The sequence below is a fragment of the Nocardioides sp. NPDC051685 genome, assembly GCF_044453405.1.
Classification (GTDB): domain Bacteria; phylum Actinomycetota; class Actinomycetes; order Propionibacteriales; family Nocardioidaceae; genus Nocardioides.
Genome location: NZ_JBITCR010000010.1, coordinates 24,058 through 49,880 on the forward strand (window position 1 = coordinate 24,058; position 25,823 = coordinate 49,880).

The window sequence follows — 25,823 nt, forward strand, 5'->3', positions numbered from 1 at the left end:
CCCCACCCCCCCCCCCCCCCCCGCGCCCCCCCCCCCCCCCGCCCGCGCCCCCCCCCCCCCCCCCCCCCCCCCGCGCCCCCGCGGGCCCCCCCCCCCCCCCCCCCCCCCCCCCCCCCCCCCGACGGTGGTGCTCAGGCGAGGGCGGCGTCGAGCGTGATCGTGGTGCCGGTGAGGGCCTGGCTGACCGGGCAGCCCGCCTTGGCAGCCTCGGCGAGGCTGACGAAGGTCTCGTTGTCGAGGCCCTCGACCACACCACGGGTGGTCAGCTTGATGCCGGTGATGCCCTTGCCGGGGGTGAACTCGACCTCGGCGCTGGTCTGCAGGCTGGTCGCCGGGGTGCCGTTGTCGGCGAGGCCGTTGGAGAAGGCCATCGAGAAGCAGGACGAGTGCGCGGCGGCGATGAGCTCCTCCGGGCTGGTCTTGCCGCCGGGCTCCTCCGTGCGGGCCGGCCAGGACACGTCGTAGGTTCCCAGGCCCGAGGAGTCCAGCGTCACCTTGCCGGCACCCTCGAAGAGAGTGCCCTCCCAGACGGTGGTGGCAGTGCGGGTGGTGGCCATCTTCATCTCCCAAAGATCGTGTGTGTGCGTACGCCCCCGATCCTGCCACGGCCGGCGAGCGCGGACCCGCGTGGAAGAATGGCTCAGTGACGTTTTATGAGGAGATCGGCGGGATGGACACCATCCGCACGATCGTGGCCAAGTTCTACGAGGGCGTGGCGACCGACGAGCTGATGCGGCCGATGTATCCCGAGGAGGATCTCGGTCCGGCCCAGGAGCGGCTGACGCTCTTCCTGGCCCAGTACTGGGGCGGCCCGACGACCTACTCCGAGCAGCGCGGGCACCCCCGGCTGCGGATGCGTCATGCGCCGTTCGAGGTCACCTCGGAGGCTCGTGACCGCTGGCTCCAGCACTTCCGCGAGGGCCTCGACGCCGCCGGCCTCACCCCTGAGCAGGACGCGCAGTTCTGGGCGTACGCCGAGCATGCGGCGAACTTCATGATCAACACGCCCAGCTAACCCACGTGCACGTGCGGCCGCCGGGTCCGGTCCGGCTCAGCGCGCCGCAGGATCTCCCGGGTGGTCGGGGCGACCTCGCCGACCCCGATGAACAGGAACCGCAGCAGGTTGGTGACCGGGTTGCCCTCGGTCCACTCGAAGTAGATGTGCGGCACCACGCCGGTCACGTCGCGGATGTGGAGCAGTGTCGCCGCCAGCGCGTTGGGCACCGCCGGTGCCTCCAGGCGCAGCACCCGTCGGCGTCCGGTCACCTCGCCGCGTACCTTCAGGGTGCCTTCGAAGTCGGACGGGTCGGTGACGAGCACCTCGACGAAGATGATGTCGCCATCGTCTGCCAGGTCGTTGTCGTTGACCATCTGTTGCAGCTTGTCCTCGTACTCCTCGGGCCCCTCGGTGCCCTCGTGCTCGTTGGCGATCAGCCGGATGTGGCGGCGCGCGCACTCGCGCAGGAACGTCTCGGCCTTCTTGTCGAGCTCGACGCCGGTCACGCGCAGCTCGAAGGAGCGCATGATCCGGGAGATCAGCGAGACCGCGATGATCGCGGCGATGAAGCAGGCGGCGATCTTGACGCCGTCGGGACGCTCGATCACGTTGGAGACCGTGGTGTAGGCGAACACGACCGCGATCAGGCCGAAGAGGACCGCCCTGACCCGCTGGCCGGCGTTGCGCGCGGCCAGGGTCACCGCCACCGCGGCGGAGAGCATCAGCACGAGCACACCCGTCGCGTACGCCCCGCCCTGGGCGTCCACGTCGGCGTCGAAGATCCAGGTGATCAGGAATGCTGCCGCCGAGATCGTGACGACCAGCGGCCGGGTCGCGGCCGCCCACTCCGGCGACATCCCGTAGCGCGGCAGGTAGCGCGGGATCAGGTTGAGCAGACCGGCCATCGCCGAGGCGCCGGCGAACCACAGGATGAGGATCGTCGAGATGTCGTACGCCGTCCCGAACGCGCTGCCGAGGTAGTCGTGGGCGAGGTAGGCCAGCGCGCGGCCGTTGGCCTCGCCGCCCTCCTCGAACGCCTCGGCCGGGATGAGCAGGGTGGTCACCCAGGAGGAGGAGATCAGGAACACGCTCATCGTCAGGGCGGCGGTGGTGAGCAGCTTCTTCGTGCCCCGGATCCGGCCGACCGGGTTCTCCTCGGTGTCGCCCTCATCGCCCTTGACCTGCGGCATCACCGCGACGCCGGTCTCGAAACCACTCATCCCGAGGGCGAGCTTGGGGAAGACCAGCAGCGAGACGGCGATCATCGTGGTGATGTCGCCGTGCTCGACGAAGAGAGCGTCGTTCCAGCGGGTGAAGACCCTCGGGTCGCTGAGCACGTGCGCGAGGCCGACGACGATCACGATGGCGTTGAGGGTCAGGTAGGTGACCACCAGGCCGACCGCGATCCCGATCGCCTCCTTGAAGCCCTTCAGGAAGATCGCGGCCAGGGCGGCCAGCAGCACCAGGGTGATCACCATGTTGTGCCCGTCCCAGGTGGACGGGAAGAGCGGGTTCTCCACGACGTGCGCCGCGCCGTCGGCGGCCGAGAGCGTCATCGTGATGATGAAGTCGGTGGCGGCGAACCCGAGCAGGGCCAGCACGAACGCCTTGCCGCCCCAGCGACTCAACAGCCGCTCGAGCATCGCGATCGAACCCTGCCCGTGCGGGCTCTCGGCGGCGACGCGGCGGTAGACCGGCAGCGCACCGAGCAGGGTCAGCCCGACCAGGACCAGGGTCGCGATCGGGGAGAGCAGGCCGGCAGCGAGCGCGGCGATGCCCGGCTGGTAGCCCAGCGTCGAGAAGTAGTCGACACCGGTCAGGCACATCACCCGCCACCACGAGTGCTTCTTCTCGTGGGTCTCCATGGGCTCGGCAGCGCCCGGGACGCTGCTCGCCGTCGTCACTGCGGTCACTCCATCAATTCTTCAGCCCGATCGGGCGGCAGGCGTCATCCGAGCCCCGCGGGAACCCGTAAGGATTCCGTCAAGATTCCGCAGGGCGAGTGTCAGAGAAGCGTCCAGACGCACGCCGGAGCGTGATCATGAGCGCAGGCTGGTCGTATGGAGCTGCTGGAGAAGGTCACGGCCGTGCGCGCCGCAGCGGCAACCGCCGTCCTGCTGGTCACCACGGCGGTCCTCACCGTCCTCGGCGTCGGCTCCTCGGCCTGGCTGATCACCATGGTCGCGCTGAGCACCGCTGCCGCGCTGACCCTGACCGTGCCGTACGCCCTGCTGCTGGCGCTGACCGGCTGGGGGCTGGTCACCGGCTTCGCGGTCAACACCGGCGGTCAGCTGACCTTCGCCGCCAGCGACCTGCGCCATCTGGTCCTGCTCGTGGCTCTCGGGGCCGCCGCCTCGCTCTACTCCCCCGGGTCGAGGGTGTAGCCCACTCCAGGAGTGGTGACGAGGTAGCGCGGGTGGGCCGGGTCGTCCTCGAGCTTGCGGCGCAGCTGGGCGGCGTAGACACGCAGGTAGTGGGTCTCCTTGGCGTACGCCGGACCCCAGACCTCCTTCAGGATCTGGTCGCGGGGCACCAGTCTGCCGACGTTGCGGGCCAGCAGCTCCAGGAACGACCACTCCGTCGGGGTGAGCCGGACGTCCTCACCGGCACGATGCACCCGCTTGCGCGCGAAGTCGATCTCCAGGTCGCCCACGGTGAGCGTGGTCAGGGCCGGGGGCGCAGACTCCTGGGACCGTCGGACGGCGGCCCGCAGCCGCGCCATCAGCTCGTTCATCGCGAACGGCTTGGTGATGTAGTCGTCGGCCCCCAGGTCGAGCGCCTCCACCTTGTCGTCACCGTGCTGGCGCGCGGAGAGGACCACGACCGGCACCTGGGTCCAGCCCCGCAGCCCCTCGATCACCTCGGTGCCGTCCAGATCCGGGAGGCCGAGGTCGAGCAGGACGACGTCGGGGTGGGTGGCCGCGGCAGCGGCCAGGGCGGAGCGCCCGTCGGCCGCCGTCTCCACCTCCCAGCCGGCGGCCCGCAGGTTGATCGCCAGCGCGCGCAGCAGCGCCGGCTCGTCGTCGACGACCAGGACCTTGCTCATGCCGCCGCCTCCGTAGCGCAAGCGCCATCGTACGGACACGGCGGCCTGAGGCCTATGGTCGCTCGCTGACGCTCGCTCATGCTCGCCCGCTCATGCTCGCGGCACCGCCAGGACCATCGTCAGCCCACCGCCGGGGGTGTCGTCGGCCGACAGCACGACACCCAGCGCCTCGCTGAGACCCCGGGCGACCGCGAGCCCGAGACCGAGACCGCCGGGCGAGGTGTCGTCGAGTCGCTGGAACGGCTCGAACATCCGCTCACGCTGGGCTTCGGGTACGCCGGGACCCCGGTCGACGATCATCACCTCCACAGTCTCGGGGGTCACGTGGGCGAGGATGCGCACCGGCTCGCCGGAGGAGACCCGGACCGAGTTGGCCACCAGGTTGGCGACGATCCGCTCGAGGAGACCGGGATCGGTACGCACCAACGGGGTGTCCTCACCGACCTCGAAGGAGACCGCGCCGGCCGGAAGACCCGCGACGGCCAGCGGCAGGGACTCCTCCAGGCTGACCGCGCCCAGGACGGGATGGACCAGCCCGGCCTCGACCCGGGACAGGTCGAGCAGGTTGTCGATGAGGCTCTCCAGCTGGTCCGCGGAGCCGGCCGCCGACTCGACGAGCTCCTTGCGGTCCTCCTCAGGCATCCGTCCGACCAGGAGCCCGTCGAGAGCGGCGCGCATCGTCGCCAGCGGCGTACGCAGGTCGTGGGAGACGGCCCGCAGCAGCGCTGTCGAGGTCTGCTCGGCACGCTCCAGCGCCAGCGCCCGGTCCGCCTGGTCGCGCAACCGCCGATACTCGAGCACCAGCGAGGCCTGCACGGCGAATCCCTCGAGCACCCGCCGGTCGCGAGCTCTGAGCGGAGTCCCTCTCAGCACGATCACCCGGGAATCGTCGACGCTCACCTGAGTCGAGCCCTGGCCCGGCTCGGCGGGATAGCCGATCCCCGACCCGGCCAGCCGCACCCACCCCTGCGGCGTCTGCTCGAGCAGCACCACCGACTGCTGGGCGAAGGTTTCGCGCACCCGGGCCACGATCGCCTCGGCCGTGTCCTGGCCTGTCAGCACCGACCGCGAGAGGGCTCCCAACGTCGCGGCCTCGCCGCGGGCCTGGCGCGCCTCCTCGGCGCGTCGCGACGCGCGGTCGACCACGGTGGCCACCGCTGTCGCCACGGCCACGAAGACGATCAGCGCCACGACGTTGCGCGGCTCGGCGATCGTCCACCGGTGCACGGGCGGGGTGAACCACCAGTTGAGGTTCAAGAAGCCGATCAGAGCCGCGAAGACCGCAGGCCAGCGTCCACCGACCAGCGCGACCAGCACCGTGGCGGCGAGCAGGAGAAGGCTGGCCAGCGGAAGCTGGTCGGTGACGTCCTCCGACGTCCGGTGGAGCGCCCACACCAGCAGGAGTGGTGCACCGATCGCGCTCAGCCAGCCGAGGGCCAGCCGGCCCCTGCTCAACGGCGAGCTGCCTGCCGACCGCCCCCGTGCGCCCCGGGCGACCTCGTCGTGGGTGACGAGGTGGACGTCGATCGACCCGGCCGTCGTGGCGATCCGGTCGCCGGTCGACCCGGTGAAGAGCCGCCGCAGCCTCCCGTGACGGGAGACCCCGACGATGATCATGGTGGCGTTGGCACCCACCGCGAAGTCCACGATGGCGCTGGCCGCGTCCTCGCCGATCACCGTGTGGAACGTGCCGCCGAGGGAGTCGGTGAGCGCCACCGTACGTTCCATGCCTCGCTCGTCGGGGCGGGTCAGGCCGTCTCCGGCGACCACGTGCAGGGCGAGCAGCTCGGAGCCCTTGGCACGCTCGCACAGCCGCGCGGCGCGGCGCAGCAGCGTCTCCGACTCCGGTCCTCCCGTGACCGCCACGACGATCCGCTCCTTGGTCGGCCACGGATGCTCGATCCGGTGCTCGCGCCGGTAGTCACCGAGCGCGTCGTCGACGCGGTCGGCCAGCCACAGCAGCGCCAGCTCGCGCAGCGCGGTCAGGTTGCCGACCCGGAAGTAGGAGGTCAGGCTCGCGTCGATGTTCTCGGGCTTGTAGATGTTGCCGTGGGCCATCCGCCGCCGCAGCGCGTCGGGCGCCATGTCGACGAGCTGGATCTGGTCGGCGGTGCGGACCACCTCGTCCGGCACGGTCTCCCGCTGGCGTACGCCGGTGATCCGCTCGACTTCGTCGTTGAGCGACTCCAAGTGCTGGATGTTGACGGTGGTGATCACGTCGATGCCGGCCGCCCGGATCTGCTCGACGTCCTGGGCCCGCTTGGTGTGGAGGCTGCCGGGCACGTTGGTGTGCGCGAGCTCGTCGACGCAGACCACCGCCGGGCTGCGGGCGATGACCGCCTCGACGTCGAGATCGGTGAACGTGGTGCCGCGGTAGAGGACCTCCCGCCGTGGGATCACCTCCAGCCCGTCGAGCATCTCCGCGGTGCGCACGCGGTCATGGGTCTCCACGAGCCCGACGACCACGTCCGTCCCTCGGGCGACCCGTCGTCTCGCTTCGCCGAGCATCGCGTACGTCTTCCCCACCCCCGGCGCGGCACCGAGGTAGACGGTGAGCCGGCCGCGCCTGGGCACGGCCGGCTGCTCCGTCCTGCGATCGATGCTCACGAGGATCAGTGTGCCGCCTGCTTCACAGCGATGTTGAGCAGGAGCACGTTGACGTGCGCGTCGCCGAGCACTCCCAACGTACGTCCCTCGGTGTTCTCCTCGACCAGCGCACGCACCTTCGCCTCGGAGAGGCCGTTGGCCTTGGCCACCCGTGCGACCTGGATCGCGGCGTACTCCGGGGAGATGTGGGGGTCGAGCCCGGACGCCGAGGCGGTGACCGCGTCGGCGGGCACCTCCTCGGGCGCGACACCCTCGCGGGCGGCGACCTCGGCCTTGCGCTCCTTGATCGCGTCGATCAGCGCCGGCTCCTCCGGACCGAGGTTGGACCCGTAGGTGGACATCGTGTCGTAGCCGTCACCTGCAGCCGAGGGTCGCGGGTGGAACAGCGCCGCGTCGTCGCTGACCTGCCCGAGCAGTGCCGAGCCCGCCGCCTCGGCCGGGTCGGTGGTGCGGCCGCCATCGGCGGTCACCAGCGAGCCGTTGGCCTGCCACGGGAAGGCGACCTGGGCGACGCCGGTGACGAGGAGCGGATAGCCGAGCCCGAGCAGGAGGGTGGCCGCGATGAGCACCCGGAGCCCGGCCCAGGAGTGCCGTAGAAGGGCGTAGATGTCGTTCATGATCACAGTCCTGGGATGAAAGAGATGACGAGGTCGAGCAGCTTGATGCCCACGAAGGGTGCGATCAGGCCACCGACGCCGTAGAGGAGGATGTTGCGACGCAGCAGCTCGACGGCCGAGGAGGGCCGGTAGCGCACACCTCGTAGCGCGAGCGGGATCAGCGCGATGATGATCAGCGCGTTGAAGACGACCGCCGAGACGATCGCGGACTCCGGCGTCGAGAGCCGCATGACGTTGAGCACCTCGAGCTGCGGGAAGGCGACCACGAACATCGCCGGCAGGATCGCGAAATACTTCGCGATGTCGTTGGCCACCGAGAAGGTGGTCAGCGCGCCTCGGGTGATGAGCAGCTGCTTGCCGATCTCGACCACGTCGATGAGCTTGGTCGGGTCGGAGTCGAGGTCGACCATGTTGCCGGCCTCCTTGGCAGCGGTGGTGCCGGTGTTCATCGCGACGCCGACGTCGGCCTGGGCGAGCGCGGGCGCGTCGTTGGTGCCGTCGCCGCACATCGCGACCATCCTGCCGCCGCGCTGCTCCTTCCGGATCAGTGCGAGCTTGTCCTCCGGGGTCGCCTCGGCGAGGAAGTCGTCGACCCCCGCCTCCTTGGCGATGGCCGCGGCGGTCGCGGCGTTGTCGCCGGTGATCATCACCGTGCGGATGCCCATCGCGCGCATCTCGTCGAACCGCTCGCTGATGCCGTCCTTGACGACGTCCTTGAGGTGCACGACGCCCAGCACGCGCGCCGGGTCGTTGTTGCGGTGCTCCGCGATGACCAGTGGCGTACCTCCGCCCTCGGCGATCTCCGAGACGATCACGCCGGTCTCCGGGGGCACCTGGCCACCGTTCTCGTGGACCCAGGCCGTCACCGCAGAGGCCGCGCCCTTGCGTACGTTCAGGCCGGGGCTGTCCAGACCCGACATCCGGGTAGTGGCCGAGAACTCCACCATCGTGGCCCCCGCGGGGCCGCCCATCGAGCGACCGACGAGCGTGAGGATGCTCCGGCCCTCGGGAGTCTGGTCGGACAGGCTGGCGAGGACCGCGGCGTTCTCCGCGCCGGTCAGCGTCACGCCGGTGACCGGGATGATCTCGGTCGCCTGCCGGTTGCCGTACGTGATCGTGCCGGTCTTGTCGAGCAGGAGCACGTCCACGTCACCGGCCGCCTCGACCGCCCGGCCCGACATCGCCAGGACGTTGCGGCGTACGAGCCGGTCCATGCCCGCGATCCCGATGGCGCTCAGCAAGGCGCCGATGGTGGTCGGGATCAGGCAGACCAGCAGCGCGATCAGCACCAGCCACGACTGGTGGGCACCGGAGTAGTCGGCGAGGAAGTAGAGCGTCCCGCAGACGACCACGAAGATCACGGTCAACGTGGAGAGCAGCACGTTGAGGGCCATCTCGTTGGGCGTACGCTGCCGCTCCGAGCCCTCGACCAGGGCGATCATCCGATCGACGAAGGAGTGGCCCGGGTCGGAGGTGATCCGCACCACGATCCGGTCGGAGAGCACCGTGGTGCCACCGGTGACCGCGGAGCGGTCACCGCCCGACTCCCGGATCACGGGGGCGCTCTCGCCGGTCACCGCGGACTCGTCCACGGAGGCGACACCCTCGATGATGTCGCCGTCGCCGGGGATCCGCTCCCCCGCGCTGACCACGACCGTGTCGCCGGCGCGCAGCGAGGTGGACGCGACCGCCTCCTCGCTGCCGTCGGCGCGCAGCCGCCGGGCGGACGTCTCGGTCTGCAGGGCACGCAGGCTGGCCGCCTGGGCCTTGCCGCGCCCCTCGGCGACCGACTCGGCCAGGTTGCCGAAGATCACAGTCAGCCACAGCCAGACCGTGACCAGCCAGCCCATCACGCTCGGGTCGAGGACCGACAGCACCGTGGTCACCACCGCCCCGATCTCGACCACCAGCATGACCGGGGTGGCGAGCAGCAGGCGCGGGTCGAGCTTGCGGAAGGCACCGGGAAGGGCCACCCGGATCTGGGCCGCCGACAACACGCTGCTCGACGCCGGCACGGTGTGCCGCTCGTGGTGGTGCTCCTGTGCCTCGTCGGTGTCAGGAGTGGGGGAAAGGACGTTGAACTGGGTCATGACAGCGACTCCACGATCGGACCGAGAGCGAGAGCAGGGACGTACGTCAGGCCGACCACGACGAGCGCGACGCCGGTGAGCAGCGCGACGAAGAGCGGCCGGTGGGTGGGGAGGGTTCCCGCGCCGACGGGCAGGTGCTGAGCGGTCGCGAAGCGACCGGCCAGGCCGAGCACGAAGACGATCGGCAGGAACCGCCCGAAGAGCATGAGGACGCCGAGCAGGGTGTTCCAGAACGGGGTGCCCGCGGTCAGCCCGCCGAAGGCGGAGCCGTTGTTGTTGGCGGCCGAGGTCACGGCGTACAGGGCCTCGGAGAAGCCGTGCGCGCCCGAGTTGAGCATGCCGGCCGGGCCGGCCGGGAAGCTCACCGCGACCGCGGCCCCGACCAGCACGAGGATCGGCGTGGCCAGGATGTAGAGGGCGACCAGGACGATCTCGCGCTGGCCGATCTTCTTGCCCAGATACTCCGGCGTACGTCCCACCATCAGGCCGCACAGGAAGACCGTGACGATGGCCAGCATGAGCATCCCGTAGAGCCCCGAGCCGACGCCGCCGGGCGCGACCTCGCCGAGCATCATGTTGAACATCGCGATGCCACCGCCCGGGGCGGTGAGGCTGTCGTGCATCGCGTTGACCGCACCCGTCGAGGTGCCCGTCGTCGACGAGGCGAACAGTGCCGAGGCCGCCTCGCCGAAGCGGGTCTCCTTGCCCTCCATCGCACCGCCCGCCAGCTGCGGCGCGGTGCCGGGCCCGGCCATCTCGGCCCAGGTCAGCAGGCCGACCGCACCGAGCCACAGCGTCGCCATCGTGGCCAGGACCGCGCCGCCCTGGCGGCGGTCCTTCACGATCAGCCCGAACGCCCAAGCCATCGCGAACGGGATCACCAGGAGGAGGAAGATCTCGAGGATGTTGGTGAACGGGGTGGGGTTCTCGAACGGGTGGGCGGAGTTCACGTTGTAGGGCCCGCCGCCGTTGGTGCCGAGCTCCTTGATGACCTCCTGGCTGGCGATCGCGCCCGAGGTGAGGATCTGCCGACCGCCGTCCAGGGTGGTCATCGCCAGGTCGGCACGGACGTTCTGGATCACCCCGAGCGCCACGAGCACGAGCGCCCCGACGAACGCGATCGGCAGCAGGACCCGCAGCGTGGTGCGGACGAGGTCGGCCCAGAAGTTGCCGACGCGGCCGTTGCCGCGGCCACGTGCCAGCCCGCGCGCGAAAGCTGCCGCGACCGACATTCCGACGGCGGCGGAGACGAAGTTCTGCACGGTCAGACCGGTTATCTGGAGCAGGTTGCCCGCGGCGGCCTCGCCGGAATACCACTGCCAGTTGGTGTTGGTCACGAACGAGACCGCGGTGTTCCAGGCGCCGTCGCTGGGGAACGGGTCGAAGCCGAGGCTCAACGGCAGCCACTGCTGCACCCGCGCGAGGAGGTAGAGGAACAGCACTCCGACCAGGGAGAACCCGAGCACCGCCAGCGCGTAGGAGCGCCAGTGCTGGTCCGCGTCGGGGTCGACCCGCAGCACCCGGTAGGCCACCTTCTCGGCGCGCAGGTGCTTCTCGGAGGTGTAGATGTGGGCGAGATAGCGGCCGAGGAACGGGACCGCGAGAGCCAGCGCGGCGATCAGGACGACGATCTGCAGAACCCCGGCGGCGACGGCGTTCACCGGCTCACCGTCCGCGGCTCGGTCTCAGTGGGGGCAGCGTCGGTGTCGGCGGGTCCGCCCAGTCGCCGGTCGATGACTCCGACCAGCACTGCGAGCGCCGCGAAGGACACCAGCGTGATGAGGATGTAGACGAGATCTAGCACGACCCCATTGCATCCCCGCGGAGGGCCGAACAGCCCTGACCTTGACGGTTCCCTGACGACGTACGCGGCGGGATTGACGCTTCGCTGACACCGGAAACCCCCACTTTGATGGATCCCTGATGCGGCGACTACCTGTGCTGAGCGGGAGCGTCCTACCATGTCCCGGTGCGGACGTGGCTCCGCATGGACATGAACAGGCATGCGGGCTACAGCGCCCGGTGAGCGAGCGAAGAGGAGGTGGCTGAGATGGACGGCCAACCTCCGAGTACCACCTCGCCCTGACCGGTCCGGCCCACCTGGAGAGCGTGCCCGGGCTGGTGCGTCGCGTTCCCGCGTCGCGATCCCGCTCGCACCATCTGGGAGGCCATCATGTCCGAGCACCCGTTCAAGTCCCTGCGCGCACTCGCACTCACCAAGCAGCGCCGTGCCGACCCTCCGACGACCTCGCCGTTGCTCGGTGGAGGCGGCCGTCCCTCGACGCCGGAGCCGGCGACCCGCGGCAGCATGATCGACAGCGCCGTCTACGTCGGCGGCGACCGGATCGACTCGCCCACGACGCTGGCCGAGACCTACCGCTCGCTGCACGAGCACGACGACGCGATGGCCTGGATCGGCCTCTACCAGCCCAGCCAGCACGAGCTGGCCTCGCTGGCCGAGGAGTTCGGCCTGCACGAGCTCGCCGTCGAGGACGCGATCCTGGCCCACCAGCGCCCGAAGATCGAGCGCTACGACGACACGCTGTTCGTGGTCCTGCGGGCCGCCTGGTACGTCGACGAGACCGAGGACATCGACTTCGGCGAGCTCCACCTCTTCGTCGGCCCGGACTTCGTGCTCACCGTGCGCCACGGAGAGCAGCCCGACCTGTCCCCGGTACGCCGCCGGATGGAGAGCAACCCCGACCTGCTCCGGCTCGGCCCGGAGGCGGTGCTGTACGCCATCCTCGACCGCGTCGTCGACGGCTACGCCCCGGTCGTGGCCGGCCTCGCCAACGACATCGACGAGATCGAGACCGAGATGTTCCGCGGCGACACCCAGGTGTCACGTCGCATCTACGAGCTCTCCCGTGAGGTGGTCGAGTTCCAGCGGGCGACCCGTCCCCTCCTGGGCGTGGTCCGCTCCCTTTCTGCCGGATTCGAGAAGTACCGCACCGACGAGGAGCTGCAGCGCTACCTGCGCGACGTCGAGGACCACGTGATCGGCACCGTCGAGCAGATCGACGAGTTCCGCAACCTGCTGCGCGACATCCTCACCGTCAACGCCACCCTGGTCGCCCAGCAGCAGAACGAGGAGATGAAGGCGCTCAGCGAGCTCAGCGTGCAGCAGAACGACGAGGTCAAGAAGATCTCCGGCTGGGCGGCGATCCTGTTCGCTCCCACGCTGGTCGGCACGGTCTACGGGATGAACTTCGACTTCATGCCCGAGCTGCAGTGGCGCTACGGCTACTTCATGGCGCTCGGGCTGATGCTGACCGTCAATGTCGTCCTCTACATCCTCTTCCGCCGCCGCAACTGGATCTGAGCAGCGGCGGGCGCCGGTGGAGCGGAGGGGCACGGGCTCGACCACGGGCCCGTCCGCAACAATGTGCCCATGCTGCAGCTGCGGATCACCTTGCCGACGCACCTGACACCCGAGGTCCTCGAGATCCTCACCGCCGATCCTGCGGTCAGCGAGCTCTCGTCGTTGCCGGGCGCTTCGCTGCGTCCCGAGGGCGATGTGGTCATGGCCGGGGTGGCCCGGGAGGCCGCCAACGACATCATCGACCGGCTCCGTGAGCTGGACGTGCACAAGCAGGGCAGCATCCACGTCGATGCCACGAAGGCCTGGATATCGGACGGCGCTCTGAAGGCCGCCGACCTGGCTCCTGGAAGCAGCGCCGACAGCGTGGTGTGGGCCGACGTCACCCAGCAGGCCTACGACGACACCGAGGCCAACTGGACGTTCATGAGTCTGATGACCCTCGCGACGATGCTGGCCGGGATCGCGATCGTCCTCGACTCCCAGATCCTGGTGATCGGGGCCATGGTGATCGGCCCCGAGTTCGGTGCCATCGCCGCCCTCGGAGTCGCTCTGGTCAGGCACCGCTACCACCTTCTCGGCCGCTCCCTGGGCACCCTCGCCCTCGGGTTCCTGGTCGGCATCGTTCTCACCACAGTGGCAGCTCTCATCGGCCGCGCGCTCGGCTGGATCACCCTCGAGGACGTCCTCGCCGAGCGGCCGGGGACGGGCTTCATCTACACCCCCGACAAGTGGTCGTTCATCGTGGCGCTGATCGCGGCGGCCGCGGGGGTGCTCGCGCTCACCTCGTCGCGCGTCGGCGGCCTCTCCGGAGTCTTCATCTCGGTCACCACCATCCCGGCTGCGGCCAACATCGCACTCGGCCTCGCCTTCTGGGTGGGCCACGAGGTCTGGGGAAGCGTGCTGCAGCTGCTCCTCAACATCACCGGCATGGCGCTCGCCGGATGGGCGACGCTCGCGGTTCAGCATCTGGTGTGGCAGCGCATCTCCGAGCGTCGCGCGCTGCTGGTGGCGCGGCTCAGGAAACGCTGACAAAGGTCCCGCTTCTCGACATCTGCCGCAAGCACTGGGAGGCTACTGGCCTCAAGCGGAACAATCTGTCGACCTGAGCGCTCTCGGAGGACGCATGCGGGCAATTCAGCGGGCCATCGTCGGAGTCGGAATTGCCGTCGTCGCCACCGTCGCGATGGCACTGCTCATCGGGGGTCTACGGTCGATCGGACCGGACCAGGCGAGCCAGCCCGCCCAGCAGGCGACCGGTCCGCAGAGCGTGGTCGATGGCCCGACGGGTCCGCCCGAGCCGGTCGACGCCGCCGAGGACACCTCCGTCGGCACGCTGCCCCCTCCGCCTGGCGCGTCCCTCGCCACCCAGCTCGCCTCGCGTGACCTGCTCGCGCCATCCGACTCGACGCCGAAGGCGCAACAGCCCGCCGAGGGCAGCACGCTGAGCGCCCGGAAGGCGCGAAAGAAGCCGGCCGAGCCCTCGGGCCAGGTCCCGGCCATGCCCGGACAGGACTTCACGGCGGCCCAGGACGGCTGGGAGTGGAGCTGGGACGAGTGGAGCGGGTGGGACGACGAGTGCCGCCGCGCCGACCGCGACGATCGCGACGACCGCCGCGACGGCTGCGACGATCGCGACCAGCGCGACTGAGGCTCTAGAGGACGCTCTCGATCGCCGCGCGCACCTCCGGGGTCGGCTCGACGGAGGTCCCGGACTCCAGGTCGTAGAAGACCAGCGTGACCTGCCCGCGGGCGAGCCTGAGGTCCCCGTCGGCGATCTCGGACTCGATCGTCATCGACTTGGTGCCCAGCCGCGAGACGTGGCTCCACACGTCGTACGGCTCGGAGCGGGCCAGGATCGGCGCGTGGTAGGAGACGTCGGTCTGGGCGACGACGACGGACGGCCAGGTGTCGATGCCGCGGTGCGACCTGAGCCGCTGCATCAGCGCCACCCGCGACTCCTGGAAGTACTCGAAGTACTTGACGTTGTTCACGTGCCCGTAGGCGTCGACGTCGGAGAAGCGGACGTAGAGCGGGAAGTGTCCGGCCTCGAGGCGCTTCGGCTCACCCAGCGCGAGCGGCTTCGGCGCCCAACCCTCCGGATCGGCCTCGAGGTAGGGCTTGAGGTTGGCCTTCTCCTCCGGCTTGAGCCGGCGCGGCGACTCGGTGGCGAAGACGTACGGCGCCAGGACGGTGCTGGCCCGCAGGAAGACCGTGCGGGTGCCGTCCGGCGCGGTGCGGAAGATCTCGTAGGCCATCGTGAAGCTCGCCGCCCGGATCTCGGTCACCCAGGACTCGACGTAGACCGGCGTGAAGTCGAACAGCAGCGGCTCGACGTACGTGACCTGGTGGCTGGCGACCACGACTCCTTCGGCCAGTCCCTGGGTCTGCGGGCTTCGGGCATGCGTGCGCAGCATGTCCACGCGCGCCTCTTGGAGGTAGTCGACGTAGACGACGTTGTTGACGTGGCCGAGCATGTCGAGGTCGGCCCAGCGCATGGGGCATTCGTAGAGGTGGCGCACGCGGCCGATCCTTCCAGACGATCTTGGACGCTGGGCCTGGTCACCACGGAGCGGCCGGGCGAGTATGGTGTCGACCACAGTCCTCTACTCATCAGTAACCGGGAGTCTTCATGCCTGAGGCAGTCATCGTCGCCGCCGCCCGTACCCCGATCGGGCGAGCCAACAAGGGATCCCTGAAGGACTTCCGTCCGGACGACCTTGCGGCCCTCATCACCAAGGAGGCCGTCGGGAAGGTCGAGGGTCTCGACCCCAACGACATCGACGACCTGCTGCTCGGCTGTGGCCTGCCGGGCGGCGAGTCCGGCAACAACATGGGTCGCGTGGTCTCGGTGCTGAACGGCTGGGACAAGGTCCCCGGCGCGACCATCACCCGCTACTGCTCCTCCTCGGTGCAGACCTCGCGGATGGCGCTGCACGCGATCAAGGCCGGCGAGGCCGACATCATCGTCTCCGCCGGTGTCGAGACCGTGTCCCGCTTCTTCAAGGGCACCTCCGACCACCTCCCCGACACCGTCAACCACCTCTTCGACGACGCCCAGTCGCGGACCGCCGCGACCGCCGCCTCCAACGAGAAGTGGCACGACCCGCGCGAGGACGGCCTGCTGCCGGACGTCTACATCGCGATGGGCCAGACCGCGGAGAACCTCGCCACCTCGCGTGGCATCTCGCGCCAGGAGATGGACGAGTTCGGCGTACGCTCCCAGAACCTCGCCGAGAAGGCCATCGCCGACGGCTTCTGGGCCCGCGAGATCACCCCGGTCACCACGCCCGACGGCACCGTCGTCTCGGCCGACGACGGCCCCCGCGCCGGCGTCACCCTGGAGGCCATCTCCGGCCTCAAGCCGGTCTTCCGCGAGGACGGCACCGTCACCGCCGGCAACTGCTGCGCCCTCAACGACGGCGCCGCCGCCGTCGTGGTCATGTCCGACACCAAGGCCGCCGAGCTCGGCGTCACCCCGCTGGCGCGGATCGTGTCCACCGGCGTCTCCGGCCTCTCCCCCGAGATCATGGGCCTCGGCCCGGTCGAGGCGACCCGGAACGCGCTCAAGTACGCCGGCATGTCGATCGGCGACATCGACCTGGTCGAGATCAACGAGGCCTTCGCGGCCCAGGTGATCCCGTCCTACCAGGACCTCGGCATCGACATCGACCGCCTCAACATCAACGGTGGCGCCATCGCCGTCGGTCACCCCTTCGGCATGACCGGCGCGCGCCTGCAGAACACCATGCTCAACAGCCTCGACTGGCACGACAAGACCACCGGTCTGATCACCATGTGCGTCGGCGGTGGCCAGGGCATGGCGATGATCCTCGAGCGCATCTGACATCCCGCCGACTCGGCGCGTTCTGACCGGAGATCGCGCCGAGTCGGCGCGTTCTAACGCGCCGACTCGGCAGATCTCAGCGCATCTCGATGCCGGGGCGGTCGCTGATGAGGTGGTCGGAGACCGCGTTCATCACGCGCCCCAGGGCCGCGAAGTCCTCCGCGCTGACCAGATCGATGAGGTAGTCGCGTACGCCGGTGACATGGACGGGGGCGGCCTCCCGCAACAGCTCGAAGCCGCGGTCGCTGAGAGTCGCCACGACACCACGGCCGTCCTCGGCCGAGTTGCGGCGCTCGACGAGTCCGGAGCGCTCCATCCGGGTGATCGTGTGGGTGACCCGGGAGCGCGAGTGAGCCAGCGAGTCGGCGAGCTGGGCCATCCGCATGGCGCCGTCGTTCTCGGAGAGCCGTACGAGGATCTCGTACTCCGGCAGCGAGATGTCGAAACGGGCCCGCAGATCGGCGTCCAGGCGGTCATCGAGCAGGGTCATCCCCATCATCAGCGCACGCCATGAGCGCTGCTGCTCTTCGTCCAGCCACCGAGTCTCATCACCCACGGGGCATTACGTTAGACCTCCGGCCGGGCTGTTCCGCGCACGGGCACGCATTTTGCTGCGACGAAGTCGGGACCAAGGGCAGAAATATGGCGGGACCTTAGCCCGGGATGACCGACCTCGGGGCCCGAGAAACAATTCGCCACGGCTCCAGGTAAAGGCGAAGATTGTGCGGTGTCAACTCCCCCTGCTCTCGGTCTCCGTGACTTCCTAGCCGCACTGCCACGCGAGGGCCGCTGGCTGCTCTCGACGGTTGCGATCCAGCTCCTCGGTCGCGGCATGACGCTGCCGTTCACGATCATCTACCTGCATGAGGTACGCGGCTTCGACCTCGGTCTCGCCGGCACCCTGATGGGCCTGATCGCCATCGTCGGCTTCGTGGTCACCGGCCCGGCGGGCACCCTGATCGACAGGTACGGAGCCCGTCCCGTGATCCTCGGCGGCCTGGTCTGTGCGATCGCCGGCGACGTCATGCTCGCCTTCGCCACCACCCCGGTGCTCGCCGGTGCGGCCCTCTGCCTCCTGGGTGTCCAGGCCGGGGTGTCCTGGCCCGCCGCCAACGCGCTGGTCGCCACCGTCGTCGAGGGCGAGCTGCGGCAGCGCTACTACGGGGTGAACTTCGCGCTGATCAACCTCGGCATCGGCGTCGGCGGCGTCATCGGCGGGCTCTTCATCGACGTGACCCAGCCGGAGACGTTCACCTACGCCTTCCTGGCCAACGCCGCCACCTTCACGATCCCGGCGCTCGTCCTGCTCGGCCCGCTGCGGCACCTGCACGGCCGCGCCGCGCGTCCCGCAGCCGACGAGCCCGACGCGACCGCGTCGTACGCCACGATCCTGTGCCGTCCCGAGGTCATCTGGCTGGTGGTGATCGGGGTGCTGCTCTCCACCCTCGGCTACGGCCAGATCGAGAGCGGATTCCCGGCCTACTCGCGGCAGATCTCCGAGGTCTCCACCCGGGTCGTCGGGTTCGCGTTCGTGGTCAACTGCGCAGTGATCGTGCTCGCCCAGTTCTGGGTGATGAACCGGGTCAGCGGCCGGCGGCGCACCCGGGTGCTGATCGCCACCGCGGGGATCTGGGGCGTCGCCTGGGTCGTGTTCGGGGCGACCGGCCTGGTGCCCGGCTCGGTCGCGGCCATCGTCGGCGTGGTCGCCTTCCAGGGGCTGTTCTTCGCCCTCGGCGAGACGCTGATGCAGTCGGCCTACCCCGCCCTGACCAACGACATGGCCCCCGACCACCTGCGTGGGCGCTACAACGCGATCAACTCGGCCTCGTTCCAGACCGGCGCGATCGTCGGCCCGATCCTGGCCGGGTTCCTGCTCGAGCACGGTCAGTCGACGGTGTTCATCGCGCTGATGGTGGTCGGCTGCGTCGGCATCGTCGCCGGCGCGATGCGACTCGAGCGCCGGATCACCCCCGCCGTGAACGGCGTACGTCCCGCCCTGACCGCCGAGCGAGTCGGCTCGAACTGACGCCACCGCCCGCCGAGTCGGCTCGTCATGACGCGCCGACTCGGCGAGGGCTTCGGTCAGAACGCGCCGACTCGGCGCGTCCGTACGAGACAGACGCGCCGAGTCGGTTGGGGTTCGATCAGTCGCGGGTGAGGCGACGGTGGGTGACGCGGTGGGGGCGAGCGGCCTCAAGGCCCAGGCGCTCGATCTTGTTGGCCTCGTAGGACTCGAAGTTGCCCTCGAACCAGAACCACTCGCCCTCCTTCTCCTCGGTGCCTTCCCAGGCGAGGATGTGGGTGGCGACGCGGTCGAGGAACCACCGGTCGTGGGAGGTGACCACGGCGCAGCCCGGGAAGTCGAGCAGCGCGTCCTCCAGCGAGGAGAGCGTCTCGACGTCGAGGTCGTTGGTGGGCTCGTCGAGCAGCAGCATGTTGCCGCCCTGCTTCAGGGTGAGCGCCAGGTTGAGGCGGTTGCGCTCACCACCGGAGAGCACGCCGGCCTTCTTCTGCTGGTCGGGACCCTTGAAGCCGAACGAGGCGACGTAGGCCCGCGAGTTCATCTCGAAGTTGGCGACCTTGATGAAGTCCAGACCGTCGGAGACGACCTCCCAGACGTTCTTGTTGGGGTCGATGCCGCCACGGCTCTGGTCGACGTAGGAGATCTTGACCGTCTGGCCGACGTTGAGCTCACCTGCGTCGGGCGTCTCGGAGCCGGTGATCATCCGGAACAGGGTGGTCTTGCCGACACCGTTGGGGCCGACGATGCCGACGATGCCGGCACGCGGCAGTGAGAACGAGATGTCGTCCCACAGCGTACGGCCCTCGAAGCCCTTGGTCAGACCCTTGGCCTCCATCACCACGTCGCCCAGGCGCGGGCCCGGCGGGATGTTGATGTCGGCGGTGTCGATCTTCCGGGCCTTGTCAGCCTCGGCGGCGAGCTCCTCGTAACGGGCCAGACGCGACTTCGACTTGGTCTGGCGGGCCTTGGCGTTGGAGCGGACCCACTCCAGCTCCTTCTCGAGCATCCTGGCGCGCTTGGCGTCCTTCTGCCCCTCGACCTTGAGACGATCCTTCTTGGTCTCCAGGTAGGTGGAGTAGTTGCCCTCGTAGCCGTGGATCGAGCCGCGGTCGACCTCGGCGATCCACTCGGCGACGTTGTCGAGGAAGTAACGGTCGTGGGTGACGGCCAGGACGGCGCCCTTGTAGGACTTGAGGTGACCCTCCAGCCACTGCACCGACTCGGCGTCGAGGTGGTTGGTGGGCTCGTCGAGCAGCAGCAGGTCGGGCTCCTGCAGGAGCAGCTTGCACAGCGCGACCCGGCGGCGCTCACCACCGGAGAGGTTGTCGACGATCGCGTCACCCGGAGGGCAGCGCAGCGCGTCCATCGCCTGCTCCAGCTTGGAGTCGATGTCCCAGGCGTTGATGTTGTCCAGGTAGGTCTGGAGCTCACCCGTCTCGGCCATCAGGGCGTCCTGGTCGGCGTCGGGGTCGCCCATCTCCATGTAGGCGTCCTCGAGGCGCTTCATCTTCGACTTGATCTCGCCGACCGCCTCCTCGACGTTCTCGAGGACGGTCTTGCCCTCGGACAGCGGCGGCTCCTGCTGGAGCATCCCGACGGTCGCGTCCTGGTCACGGACGATGTCGCCGTTGTTGGGGTGGTCGAGCCCCGCCATCAGCTTGAGCAGCGAGGACTTACCCATGCCGTTCGGGCCGACGACGCCGATCTTGGCACCGTGCAGGAACGAGAGGGTGACGTTGTCGAGGACGACCTTGTCGCCATGGGCCTTGCGCACATTGCGCAGGGAGAGGATGTAGTCGGCCATGGGGCCCACCCTAATGAGGGAGAGGCACGCCGGTACAACCGGCGCACCCCGCCGCCCACCCGGCGCGCGCCCGACCCACCTCAGGCCGCCACGGTGCTCTCCGTCTCGGCAGGCGCCTCGGCGTCGGCGGCGGTCGCCGGCTTCTCCTCCCACGGGTCCGATCCCGGCGCGCGCCAGTCGGCGATCGGGTCGCGCTCGGGGTCTTCCTCGCGGGGTGCGGGGGCAGGAGCGGCGACCGCGGCCAACGTACGCGGGTTGCGCGACAGGCTGGTCATCCCGCGGTTGAGGTCGTGGCCGACCACGTTCGCCTCGACCTCGAACGTGTTGACCTCGAGGCCGTCCTTGTTGACGTAGCTGCGGGCCGAGAGCCGCCCCTGGACGACCACGGGGTCGCCCTTGCGCAGCGAGCGCCCGACGTTCTCCCCCAGCTGCCGCCAGGCGCTGACCGTGAACCATTGCGTCACGCCGTCGCTCCACTCGCCGGTCGACCGGTTGAGCTTCCGTGGTGTGCACGCCATCCGGAAGTTCGCCACCGAGACCTCACCGACGGTGCGGACGACGGGGTCGGCGCCGACGTAGCCGCGCAGGGTGATGATCGAGTCGTTCATCGTTGTCTCCTCAGTGTTCGCGCCCGCCTGGTGCGGGCCCTCGGAGACAACCCTGCGCTCGACCACCGACAGTTCCGGGCGGCGTACGTCTGCCTGTGGACAACCCCGGATCGAACCGTCCCTGTGGACAGTGATCGGCCCGGCGATCGGTCAGCGCAGCGCCTTGGCCACCCCGTGGCGGAGCGCAGAGTAGGCCGCGAGCTCGGTCTCGATCGGGTCGACGACGAGCTCGCGAGAGACCTCCGCGATCGCCGTACGCAGCCGCCCATCAGCCAACCGCGCCCGCCGCCGGGCGGTGCTGACCACCAGCAGATGACACCCGAACCACAGCAGCAGCCCGAGCCCGACACCTCCGACGAAGAGGACGTAGGGCAGCTCGACACCGGCGACCGACGGCGTCACGTCGCCCACCTGGGAAGCCCCGGAGAGGAGCAGCGCCACCGACCACACCAGCCCGACGCCGGCGACGACGATCAGCAGCCACTGGAGCGCCTTCACCACCCCGGTCCACAGCGGCAGCCGCTCGGCGTTCAGGTCGACACCGCCGACCGCGGCATCGAGCCTGTCGGCGAGGTCGCCCATCCGCGAGACCGAGGCCCGGCGGATCGCGTCGCGCCACGGCGAGGCGAGGCCGGCTCCGGCCTCGTCGGCCAGCTGCCGCACCTCGGTGTCGACCCGTGCCCGCTCGACGGCGGTGGTCTGCGGCATCGAGGTGCGGGCACGCCCGGCCAGCTGCGTCGCCTCCTCGCCCAGGGCCAGGTGAAGCCGCTTCAGCGGATCCGGCTTCAGCCGGGAGACCCACGAGACCACTGGCCAGCCGGTGGCCGCACGGGCCCGGGTGCGTACGGAACGCTCGACCGCGTCCACCACGGTCGGCACCCCGGCGGCCTCGGAGATGGCGTCCTCGAGGGCCTCCACCCGGGGCTTGGCCAGGGAGCGCGGCTTGGCGTCGCCGGACGCCTTGGCGAGCTTCACGGCAGCGGTCTTGATATCGGCCGAGAGCCGGGACTTGTTGGCTCGCTTGGCCGCGGCGCGATGGGCGATCTCCGCCTTGAGCTGCGGGATCCCCCAGCCGAGCTTGGCCGAGACCGGGATCACCGGGACGTTGCGCAGCCCGTCCTGATCCAGCAGCCGGCGTACGTCACCCAGCATCGACTCGCGACGGTCCTCGGGAACACGGTCGATGTGGTTGAGCACCACGACCATGATCTCCGAGTGGGTGCGCAGCGGCTGCAGGTAGCGGTCGTGGATGGCCGCGTCGGCGTACTTCTGCGGGTCGAGCACCCACACCAGCATGTCGGCGAGCTCGACCAGCCGGTCGACCTCGAGATGGTGGGAGACCTCGGTGGAGTCGTGGTCGGGCAGGTCCAGCAGCACCACGCCGTCGAGCTCGTGCCCCTCACGGCGGGTGTCGAGCATCGAGTCGCGGGTGGTCTGGTGGCGCTCCGGGATGCCCAGCCACTCGAGCAGCTCCTGAGCGCCCTCCGAGCCCCAGACGCAGGCGGTGGCCCACGACGTGGTCGGCCGGCGGACGCCGACGGCGGAGAGCTCCAACCCGGTCAGGGCGTTGAACGTGGACGACTTGCCCGACCCGGTCGCCCCCGCGACACCGACGACCGTGTGTTCGGCGGAGAGCTTGAGCCGCCCCTGAGCCTTGTTGACCACGCTGCGCGCGTTCTCGACGAGGCCGTCGTCGAGGCGCCCGGTCGCGGCCGCGGTCGCAGCGGTCAGTCCGTCCAGCCGGTCACCGAGGTCTCCACCTCGGCCGACCAGGTTCTTTGCACCTTCGAGCAGGCCGCTCAATGATCCCCCTTCAGTCCCTCACAAGTCTCAGTCTTCGCCGCGCTGGCTGGCGAATCGAGCGTCTCCGACCTTCCGGGCGGCGTGGCGCAGCCGCTCCGGTGCGCCCTGGTCGATCTGCAGCGCGTCCACCTGTCCCGTGTAGCGCGCACGCTCCTCGTCGACGAGCCCCACGATGCGTACCTCCAGCGCCTTGCGCGCCTTGGCGGCCAGCCCGCGCACGGCCTGGTCGCCGAAGACCGCCTCGAGCAGCTTCTGACCGAGCAGGAGGGTGCCGCCGGCGATGCCCACCTCGGCACCGACGAGCGCTCCTCCGGTCGAGGCGAAGACCACCACCATCAGCGCGACACCGAGGCCGTTGACCCCGTAGGAGAGGAACTTCGCGGTCGTACGCTTGTCCTGACCCTCGCTGCGCACCATGTCGAGCACGTCCTGCTGCCAGTCGCGCACCGCACGCTCGGCCTTGGGCCGCAGCGCGCGCGAGGCACGGCCGAGGTCGGAGGGGCCGGCTGTCAGCAGCCCGCGCCCCGCCGGGGTCATCTGCCAGGCCGCCTCGGCCTTCTCGGCGGCCGCCTCGCACTGCTCCAGGATCAGCATCTCCAGGCCGCCCTGCACGGCCGCGGTGACCCGCTCGGCCTGCTGCGGCTTGCCTCGGACCGCTCCGAGGATCCGGTCACGGATCGCTCCGACCCGCGTCTCGAGCGCCTTGAGGATCTCGCCGGTGCCGACGAACTCCTGCCAGCGCGCGAGCACCTCGCCACGCAGCAGCGTCCCGTCGGCGGTCGCCGCCATGATCGACGCGAGCGCTTCGTCGTAGGCCATGTCCGCATCCGTACGCAGCCGCTGCGCGGCCTCGCCCTGGCCGTCCGCGGTGTCGGCGATCGGGTGGACCTCCAGGGTCAGGGCCCGCACCGCACCGTCGAGGGTCTGGGTGACGACCTGGTGTCGCGCGGTGGCGTCGTCGGCGAGCATGTCGAGCCAGGCGCGGACCTCGGCGACGTGCTCGGGCGGAAGCAGCCCCTGATCGGAGACCTCGCCCTCGTGGACGATGAAGAGCGGGGAGTCCTTGAGCCCGCGCGAGGCGAGCATCCGGGCCAGGTGGCCGGCGACGGTCTGCACGGCGTCGGTCGGGGTGCGGTCGAGCACCACGGCCACCGCGGTGGAGCGGTTGGCGGCGAGCTGCAGGAACTCCCAGGGCACCTGGTCGGCGTAGCGCGCGGCCGAGGTGACGAAGATCCACAGGTCGGCGGCGGCCAGCAGCTCGGCCGCGAGCACCCGGTTGGCCTCCTCGACGGAGTCGACGTCGGGCGCGTCCAGGACCGCCAGGCCGGGGTGGAGCCGGTCGCTGGCGACCAGCTGCAGCGCACCGGGGTCGTTGGTCGGATGATCGACCCGCTCCAGCTCGGGGAGCAGGCGGTCCTGGCCGAACCAGTGGCCGTCCTCGGGGTTGTGCACCAGCACCGGCGAGCGGGTCGTCGGGCGCAGCAGGCCCGGCGTGGTCACCTTGGTGCCGACCAGCGAGTTGACCAGTGTCGACTTGCCGGCGCCGGTGGAGCCGCCCACGACCGCGAGCATGGGCGCGTCGATGGTCATCATCCGCGGGATGATGTAGTCCTCGAGCTGCTCGACCATGTTCTGCCGCGCCGCTCGCTGCTCGTCGGCGCCGGGCAGGTCCAGCGGCAGGGTGACCTCGGTCAATGCCTGGTGGAGCTGGATGAGCGAGGTCACCATCCGGTTGCCCTCGCCGCCCTCCAGGATCCGGGCCTTGGCGGCCTCGAACTCGGTGGTCGGCTTCTCGGCGAGCATCCCCGCCGTGAGCGCCTCGTACGTCTTCGACTCCTCGCCCGGGCCCTGTGCCCCGGAACTGTGCAAGTACTCGGTCATCCGGTCATCACCTGTCCGCTCGGGAACGCGATGTGTGGACGTACTTCACTGATGCGGTCAACGTAGGCCCTCCCCCGGGCGGCGAAGTCTGGCGGCGGGTTGCCGCGCAGGAATCGCCAGTGCAAGTATCCGAGCTCGATCGCAGCCTGCTGGTATTCACGCATCGCCGCAACCCCCTGAGCCCCTCCGTGGGTCGACGCGAACTTCCGCGCCTGCTCCCGCCGCCGCAGATCGACCACCCAGCCGATGTCGGTGTAGGGAATCAGCCCTCGCTGGGCGGCGTCGGTCAGCGACCGGGTCAGCACGATCCGCTCGGACTTCCGCCGCCAGATCGCGAAGGCCACCATCGAGATGAACGCGGGCACCATCACCACGACGTACGCCAGCAGGAAGCCGGCCCCGTCGAAGAGCAGTGTCGAGCCGTTCCAGGTGCCGTGGGTGAGCACCGCGATGCTGTAGCCCAGCACCGGCGCGACCACCTTCAGCCAGCGCTTGCGGGTCACCACCGCGACCCCGATGCCGATGCCGGTGAAGGCGGTGAAGAGCGGGTGCGCGAACGGGCTGAACAGGCAGCGCATCACGAAGACGACGGTGAACTCACCGATGTGTCCGGCCGAGCTGTCGCCCATGCCGGGCGTGCCGTTGTAGGTGCCGCCGAGATAGAGGATGTTCTCCGTGAACGCGAAGCCGATGCCGACCATGCCGGCGTAGACGATCCCGTCGAGCACCCCGTCGAGGAGATGGCGTCGCCAGACCAGCAGCACGAAGAGGAAGAGCCCCTTGGCCGCCTCCTCGGTGACCGGCGCGACGATCGCCAGCTGGGTCGGCTCGCTCCAGCCGGCGAGCAGTGCCCCCACACTCTGCACGATCAGCGCGGCCGCGACCGCGACGAAGGCACCCCACCCCAGGCCGAGGGCCAGCAACGACTTCGGCTCCGGCTCGTAGCGGTCCAGCCACAGGAAGGCATAGACGAGCGGCACCACCGGGACGGCTGCGAAGAGCACCCCGAGGATCGCGCCGGTCGGCGCGAGATGGTCGTTGACCACGCTGGTGCTCAGCAAAACGATGCCCAGCACCGGCAACGAGGCCAGCACGACGAGCACGCCCACCACGATGGTGAACGTGCGGCTGCCTCTCGTCGGATCCTTCGGGATCGCCCCCATGCGCGCCAGACTATCGGG

Annotated in this window: 22 protein-coding genes; 7 read left to right on the top strand and 15 right to left on the bottom strand. The window is 69.9% G+C overall.

Annotated features, from left to right (window positions below; genetic code table 11):
• Window positions 1–131: 131 nt before the first annotated feature.
• A complete protein-coding gene (locus tag ACIA03_RS23645) occupies window positions 132–557 on the bottom strand; it encodes an OsmC family peroxiredoxin (protein ID WP_396987084.1) in 426 nt (141 codons plus the stop codon).
• Between the two features lie 86 nt (window positions 558–643).
• Here ACIA03_RS23645 and ACIA03_RS23650 point away from each other — a divergent pair, with 86 nt between their 5' ends.
• Window positions 644–1,015, top strand: coding sequence for a globin (locus ACIA03_RS23650; RefSeq protein WP_160025142.1), 372 nt, complete (start codon window positions 644–646; stop codon window positions 1,013–1,015).
• On the opposite strand, the gene ACIA03_RS23655 is transcribed toward ACIA03_RS23650, so the two are convergent.
• On the bottom strand, window positions 1,012–2,862 hold the full coding sequence (locus ACIA03_RS23655) for an amino acid transporter (protein ID WP_396987367.1): 1,851 nt from the start codon (window positions 2,860–2,862) through the stop codon (window positions 1,012–1,014). The two genes, ACIA03_RS23650 and ACIA03_RS23655, sit on opposite strands and share 4 nt — an antisense overlap.
• Before the next feature lie 195 nt (window positions 2,863–3,057).
• Here ACIA03_RS23655 and ACIA03_RS23660 point away from each other — a divergent pair, with 195 nt between their 5' ends.
• On the top strand, window positions 3,058–3,381 hold the full coding sequence (locus tag ACIA03_RS23660; RefSeq protein WP_396987086.1) for a hypothetical protein: 324 nt from the start codon (window positions 3,058–3,060) through the stop codon (window positions 3,379–3,381).
• Here ACIA03_RS23660 and ACIA03_RS23665 read toward each other — a convergent pair.
• From ACIA03_RS23665 to ACIA03_RS23690, 6 genes are all read right to left on the bottom strand, one after another.
• Window positions 3,357–4,043 carry a response regulator gene (locus tag ACIA03_RS23665; RefSeq protein WP_396987088.1) on the bottom strand — a complete coding sequence of 229 codons (687 nt, stop codon included), beginning with the start codon at window positions 4,041–4,043 and terminating at the stop codon, window positions 3,357–3,359. The two genes, ACIA03_RS23660 and ACIA03_RS23665, sit on opposite strands and share 25 nt — an antisense overlap.
• Before the next feature lie 90 nt (window positions 4,044–4,133).
• The gene (locus ACIA03_RS23670; protein WP_396987090.1) at window positions 4,134–6,650 is read right to left on the bottom strand and encodes a DUF4118 domain-containing protein; all 2,517 of its coding nucleotides are present in this window, start codon (window positions 6,648–6,650) and stop codon (window positions 4,134–4,136) included.
• Window positions 6,651–6,655: 5 nt separating this feature from the next.
• Window positions 6,656–7,267 (bottom strand): potassium-transporting ATPase subunit KdpC, encoded by a 612-nt coding sequence (gene kdpC, locus ACIA03_RS23675; protein ID WP_396987092.1) that lies wholly within the window; start codon window positions 7,265–7,267, stop codon window positions 6,656–6,658.
• Window positions 7,268–7,269: 2 nt separating this feature from the next.
• Window positions 7,270–9,357: a potassium-transporting ATPase subunit KdpB gene (kdpB, locus tag ACIA03_RS23680; RefSeq protein WP_396987094.1), complete on the bottom strand. Its 2,088-nt coding sequence runs from the start codon at window positions 9,355–9,357 to the stop codon at window positions 7,270–7,272.
• Window positions 9,354–11,018, bottom strand: coding sequence for a potassium-transporting ATPase subunit KdpA (gene kdpA / locus ACIA03_RS23685; RefSeq protein ID WP_396987096.1), 1,665 nt, complete (start codon window positions 11,016–11,018; stop codon window positions 9,354–9,356). The genes kdpB and kdpA overlap by 4 nt, the downstream gene beginning before the upstream one ends.
• Window positions 11,015–11,161, bottom strand: a complete 147-nt coding sequence (locus ACIA03_RS23690; protein WP_396987098.1) for a hypothetical protein — start codon at window positions 11,159–11,161, stop codon at window positions 11,015–11,017. Before ACIA03_RS23690 ends, kdpA begins: the two co-directional genes overlap by 4 nt.
• A 369-nt stretch (window positions 11,162–11,530) precedes the next feature.
• Here ACIA03_RS23690 and corA point away from each other — a divergent pair, with 369 nt between their 5' ends.
• The 3 genes from corA to ACIA03_RS23705 all read left to right on the top strand — a co-directional run bounded on the left by corA (window position 11,531) and on the right by ACIA03_RS23705 (window position 14,327).
• On the top strand, window positions 11,531–12,679 hold the full coding sequence (gene corA, locus ACIA03_RS23695; protein ID WP_396987100.1) for a magnesium/cobalt transporter CorA: 1,149 nt from the start codon (window positions 11,531–11,533) through the stop codon (window positions 12,677–12,679).
• Window positions 12,680–12,748: 69 nt separating this feature from the next.
• Window positions 12,749–13,708 carry a DUF389 domain-containing protein gene (locus tag ACIA03_RS23700; protein ID WP_396987102.1) on the top strand — a complete coding sequence of 320 codons (960 nt, stop codon included), beginning with the start codon at window positions 12,749–12,751 and terminating at the stop codon, window positions 13,706–13,708.
• Window positions 13,709–13,802: 94 nt separating this feature from the next.
• Complete coding sequence (locus ACIA03_RS23705) at window positions 13,803–14,327, top strand: hypothetical protein (protein WP_396987104.1); 525 nt, start codon at window positions 13,803–13,805, stop codon at window positions 14,325–14,327.
• A gap of 4 nt (window positions 14,328–14,331) precedes the next feature.
• On the opposite strand, the gene ACIA03_RS23710 is transcribed toward ACIA03_RS23705, so the two are convergent.
• Window positions 14,332–15,198 carry an acyl-CoA thioesterase gene (locus tag ACIA03_RS23710; protein ID WP_396987106.1) on the bottom strand — a complete coding sequence of 289 codons (867 nt, stop codon included), beginning with the start codon at window positions 15,196–15,198 and terminating at the stop codon, window positions 14,332–14,334.
• A 110-nt stretch (window positions 15,199–15,308) separates the two neighbouring features.
• On the opposite strand from ACIA03_RS23710, the gene ACIA03_RS23715 reads away from it, so the two are divergent.
• A complete protein-coding gene (locus ACIA03_RS23715; RefSeq protein ID WP_396987108.1) occupies window positions 15,309–16,523 on the top strand; it encodes an acetyl-CoA C-acetyltransferase in 1,215 nt (404 codons plus the stop codon).
• Window positions 16,524–16,599: 76 nt separating this feature from the next.
• Here the strand turns inward: ACIA03_RS23715 and ACIA03_RS23720 are convergent, their stop codons facing one another.
• Complete coding sequence (locus ACIA03_RS23720; protein ID WP_396987110.1) at window positions 16,600–17,079, bottom strand: MarR family winged helix-turn-helix transcriptional regulator; 480 nt, start codon at window positions 17,077–17,079, stop codon at window positions 16,600–16,602.
• 171 nt (window positions 17,080–17,250) lie between these two features.
• Here ACIA03_RS23720 and ACIA03_RS23725 point away from each other — a divergent pair, with 171 nt between their 5' ends.
• The gene (locus tag ACIA03_RS23725; protein WP_396987112.1) at window positions 17,251–18,549 is read left to right on the top strand and encodes an MFS transporter; all 1,299 of its coding nucleotides are present in this window, start codon (window positions 17,251–17,253) and stop codon (window positions 18,547–18,549) included.
• 118 nt (window positions 18,550–18,667) lie between these two features.
• On the opposite strand, the gene ettA is transcribed toward ACIA03_RS23725, so the two are convergent.
• From ettA to ACIA03_RS23750, 5 genes are all read right to left on the bottom strand, one after another.
• Window positions 18,668–20,350 (bottom strand): energy-dependent translational throttle protein EttA, encoded by a 1,683-nt coding sequence (gene ettA, locus ACIA03_RS23730; protein ID WP_396987114.1) that lies wholly within the window; start codon window positions 20,348–20,350, stop codon window positions 18,668–18,670.
• 80 nt (window positions 20,351–20,430) lie between these two features.
• Window positions 20,431–20,958, bottom strand: coding sequence for a single-stranded DNA-binding protein (ssb, locus tag ACIA03_RS23735; RefSeq protein WP_396987116.1), 528 nt, complete (start codon window positions 20,956–20,958; stop codon window positions 20,431–20,433).
• Window positions 20,959–21,108: 150 nt separating this feature from the next.
• Window positions 21,109–22,761: a GTP-binding protein gene (locus tag ACIA03_RS23740; RefSeq protein WP_396987118.1), complete on the bottom strand. Its 1,653-nt coding sequence runs from the start codon at window positions 22,759–22,761 to the stop codon at window positions 21,109–21,111.
• A gap of 27 nt (window positions 22,762–22,788) precedes the next feature.
• Window positions 22,789–24,642 (bottom strand): ABC transporter, encoded by a 1,854-nt coding sequence (locus tag ACIA03_RS23745; protein WP_396987120.1) that lies wholly within the window; start codon window positions 24,640–24,642, stop codon window positions 22,789–22,791.
• The gene (locus ACIA03_RS23750; protein ID WP_396987122.1) at window positions 24,639–25,805 is read right to left on the bottom strand and encodes a PrsW family intramembrane metalloprotease; all 1,167 of its coding nucleotides are present in this window, start codon (window positions 25,803–25,805) and stop codon (window positions 24,639–24,641) included. Before ACIA03_RS23750 ends, ACIA03_RS23745 begins: the two co-directional genes overlap by 4 nt.
• Window positions 25,806–25,823: the final 18 nt, after the last annotated feature.

Coding starts and splice junctions, on each gene's coding strand:
- ACIA03_RS23645 (WP_396987084.1), bottom strand. CDS start 557: ATGGCCACCACCCGCACTGCCACCACCGTCTGGGAGGGCACTCTCTTC.
- ACIA03_RS23655 (WP_396987367.1), bottom strand. CDS start 2,862: ATGGAGACCCACGAGAAGAAGCACTCGTGGTGGCGGGTGATGTGCCTG.
- ACIA03_RS23660 (WP_396987086.1), top strand. CDS start 3,058: ATGGAGCTGCTGGAGAAGGTCACGGCCGTGCGCGCCGCAGCGGCAACC.
- ACIA03_RS23665 (WP_396987088.1), bottom strand. CDS start 4,043: ATGAGCAAGGTCCTGGTCGTCGACGACGAGCCGGCGCTGCTGCGCGCG.
- kdpC (WP_396987092.1), bottom strand. CDS start 7,267: ATGAACGACATCTACGCCCTTCTACGGCACTCCTGGGCCGGGCTCCGG.
- kdpB (WP_396987094.1), bottom strand. CDS start 9,357: ATGACCCAGTTCAACGTCCTTTCCCCCACTCCTGACACCGACGAGGCA.
- corA (WP_396987100.1), top strand. CDS start 11,531: ATGTCCGAGCACCCGTTCAAGTCCCTGCGCGCACTCGCACTCACCAAG.
- ACIA03_RS23700 (WP_396987102.1), top strand. CDS start 12,749: ATGCTGCAGCTGCGGATCACCTTGCCGACGCACCTGACACCCGAGGTC.
- ACIA03_RS23705 (WP_396987104.1), top strand. CDS start 13,803: ATGCGGGCAATTCAGCGGGCCATCGTCGGAGTCGGAATTGCCGTCGTC.
- ACIA03_RS23715 (WP_396987108.1), top strand. CDS start 15,309: ATGCCTGAGGCAGTCATCGTCGCCGCCGCCCGTACCCCGATCGGGCGA.
- ettA (WP_396987114.1), bottom strand. CDS start 20,350: ATGGCCGACTACATCCTCTCCCTGCGCAATGTGCGCAAGGCCCATGGC.
- ssb (WP_396987116.1), bottom strand. CDS start 20,958: ATGAACGACTCGATCATCACCCTGCGCGGCTACGTCGGCGCCGACCCC.
- ACIA03_RS23745 (WP_396987120.1), bottom strand. CDS start 24,642: ATGACCGAGTACTTGCACAGTTCCGGGGCACAGGGCCCGGGCGAGGAG.
- ACIA03_RS23750 (WP_396987122.1), bottom strand. CDS start 25,805: ATGGGGGCGATCCCGAAGGATCCGACGAGAGGCAGCCGCACGTTCACC.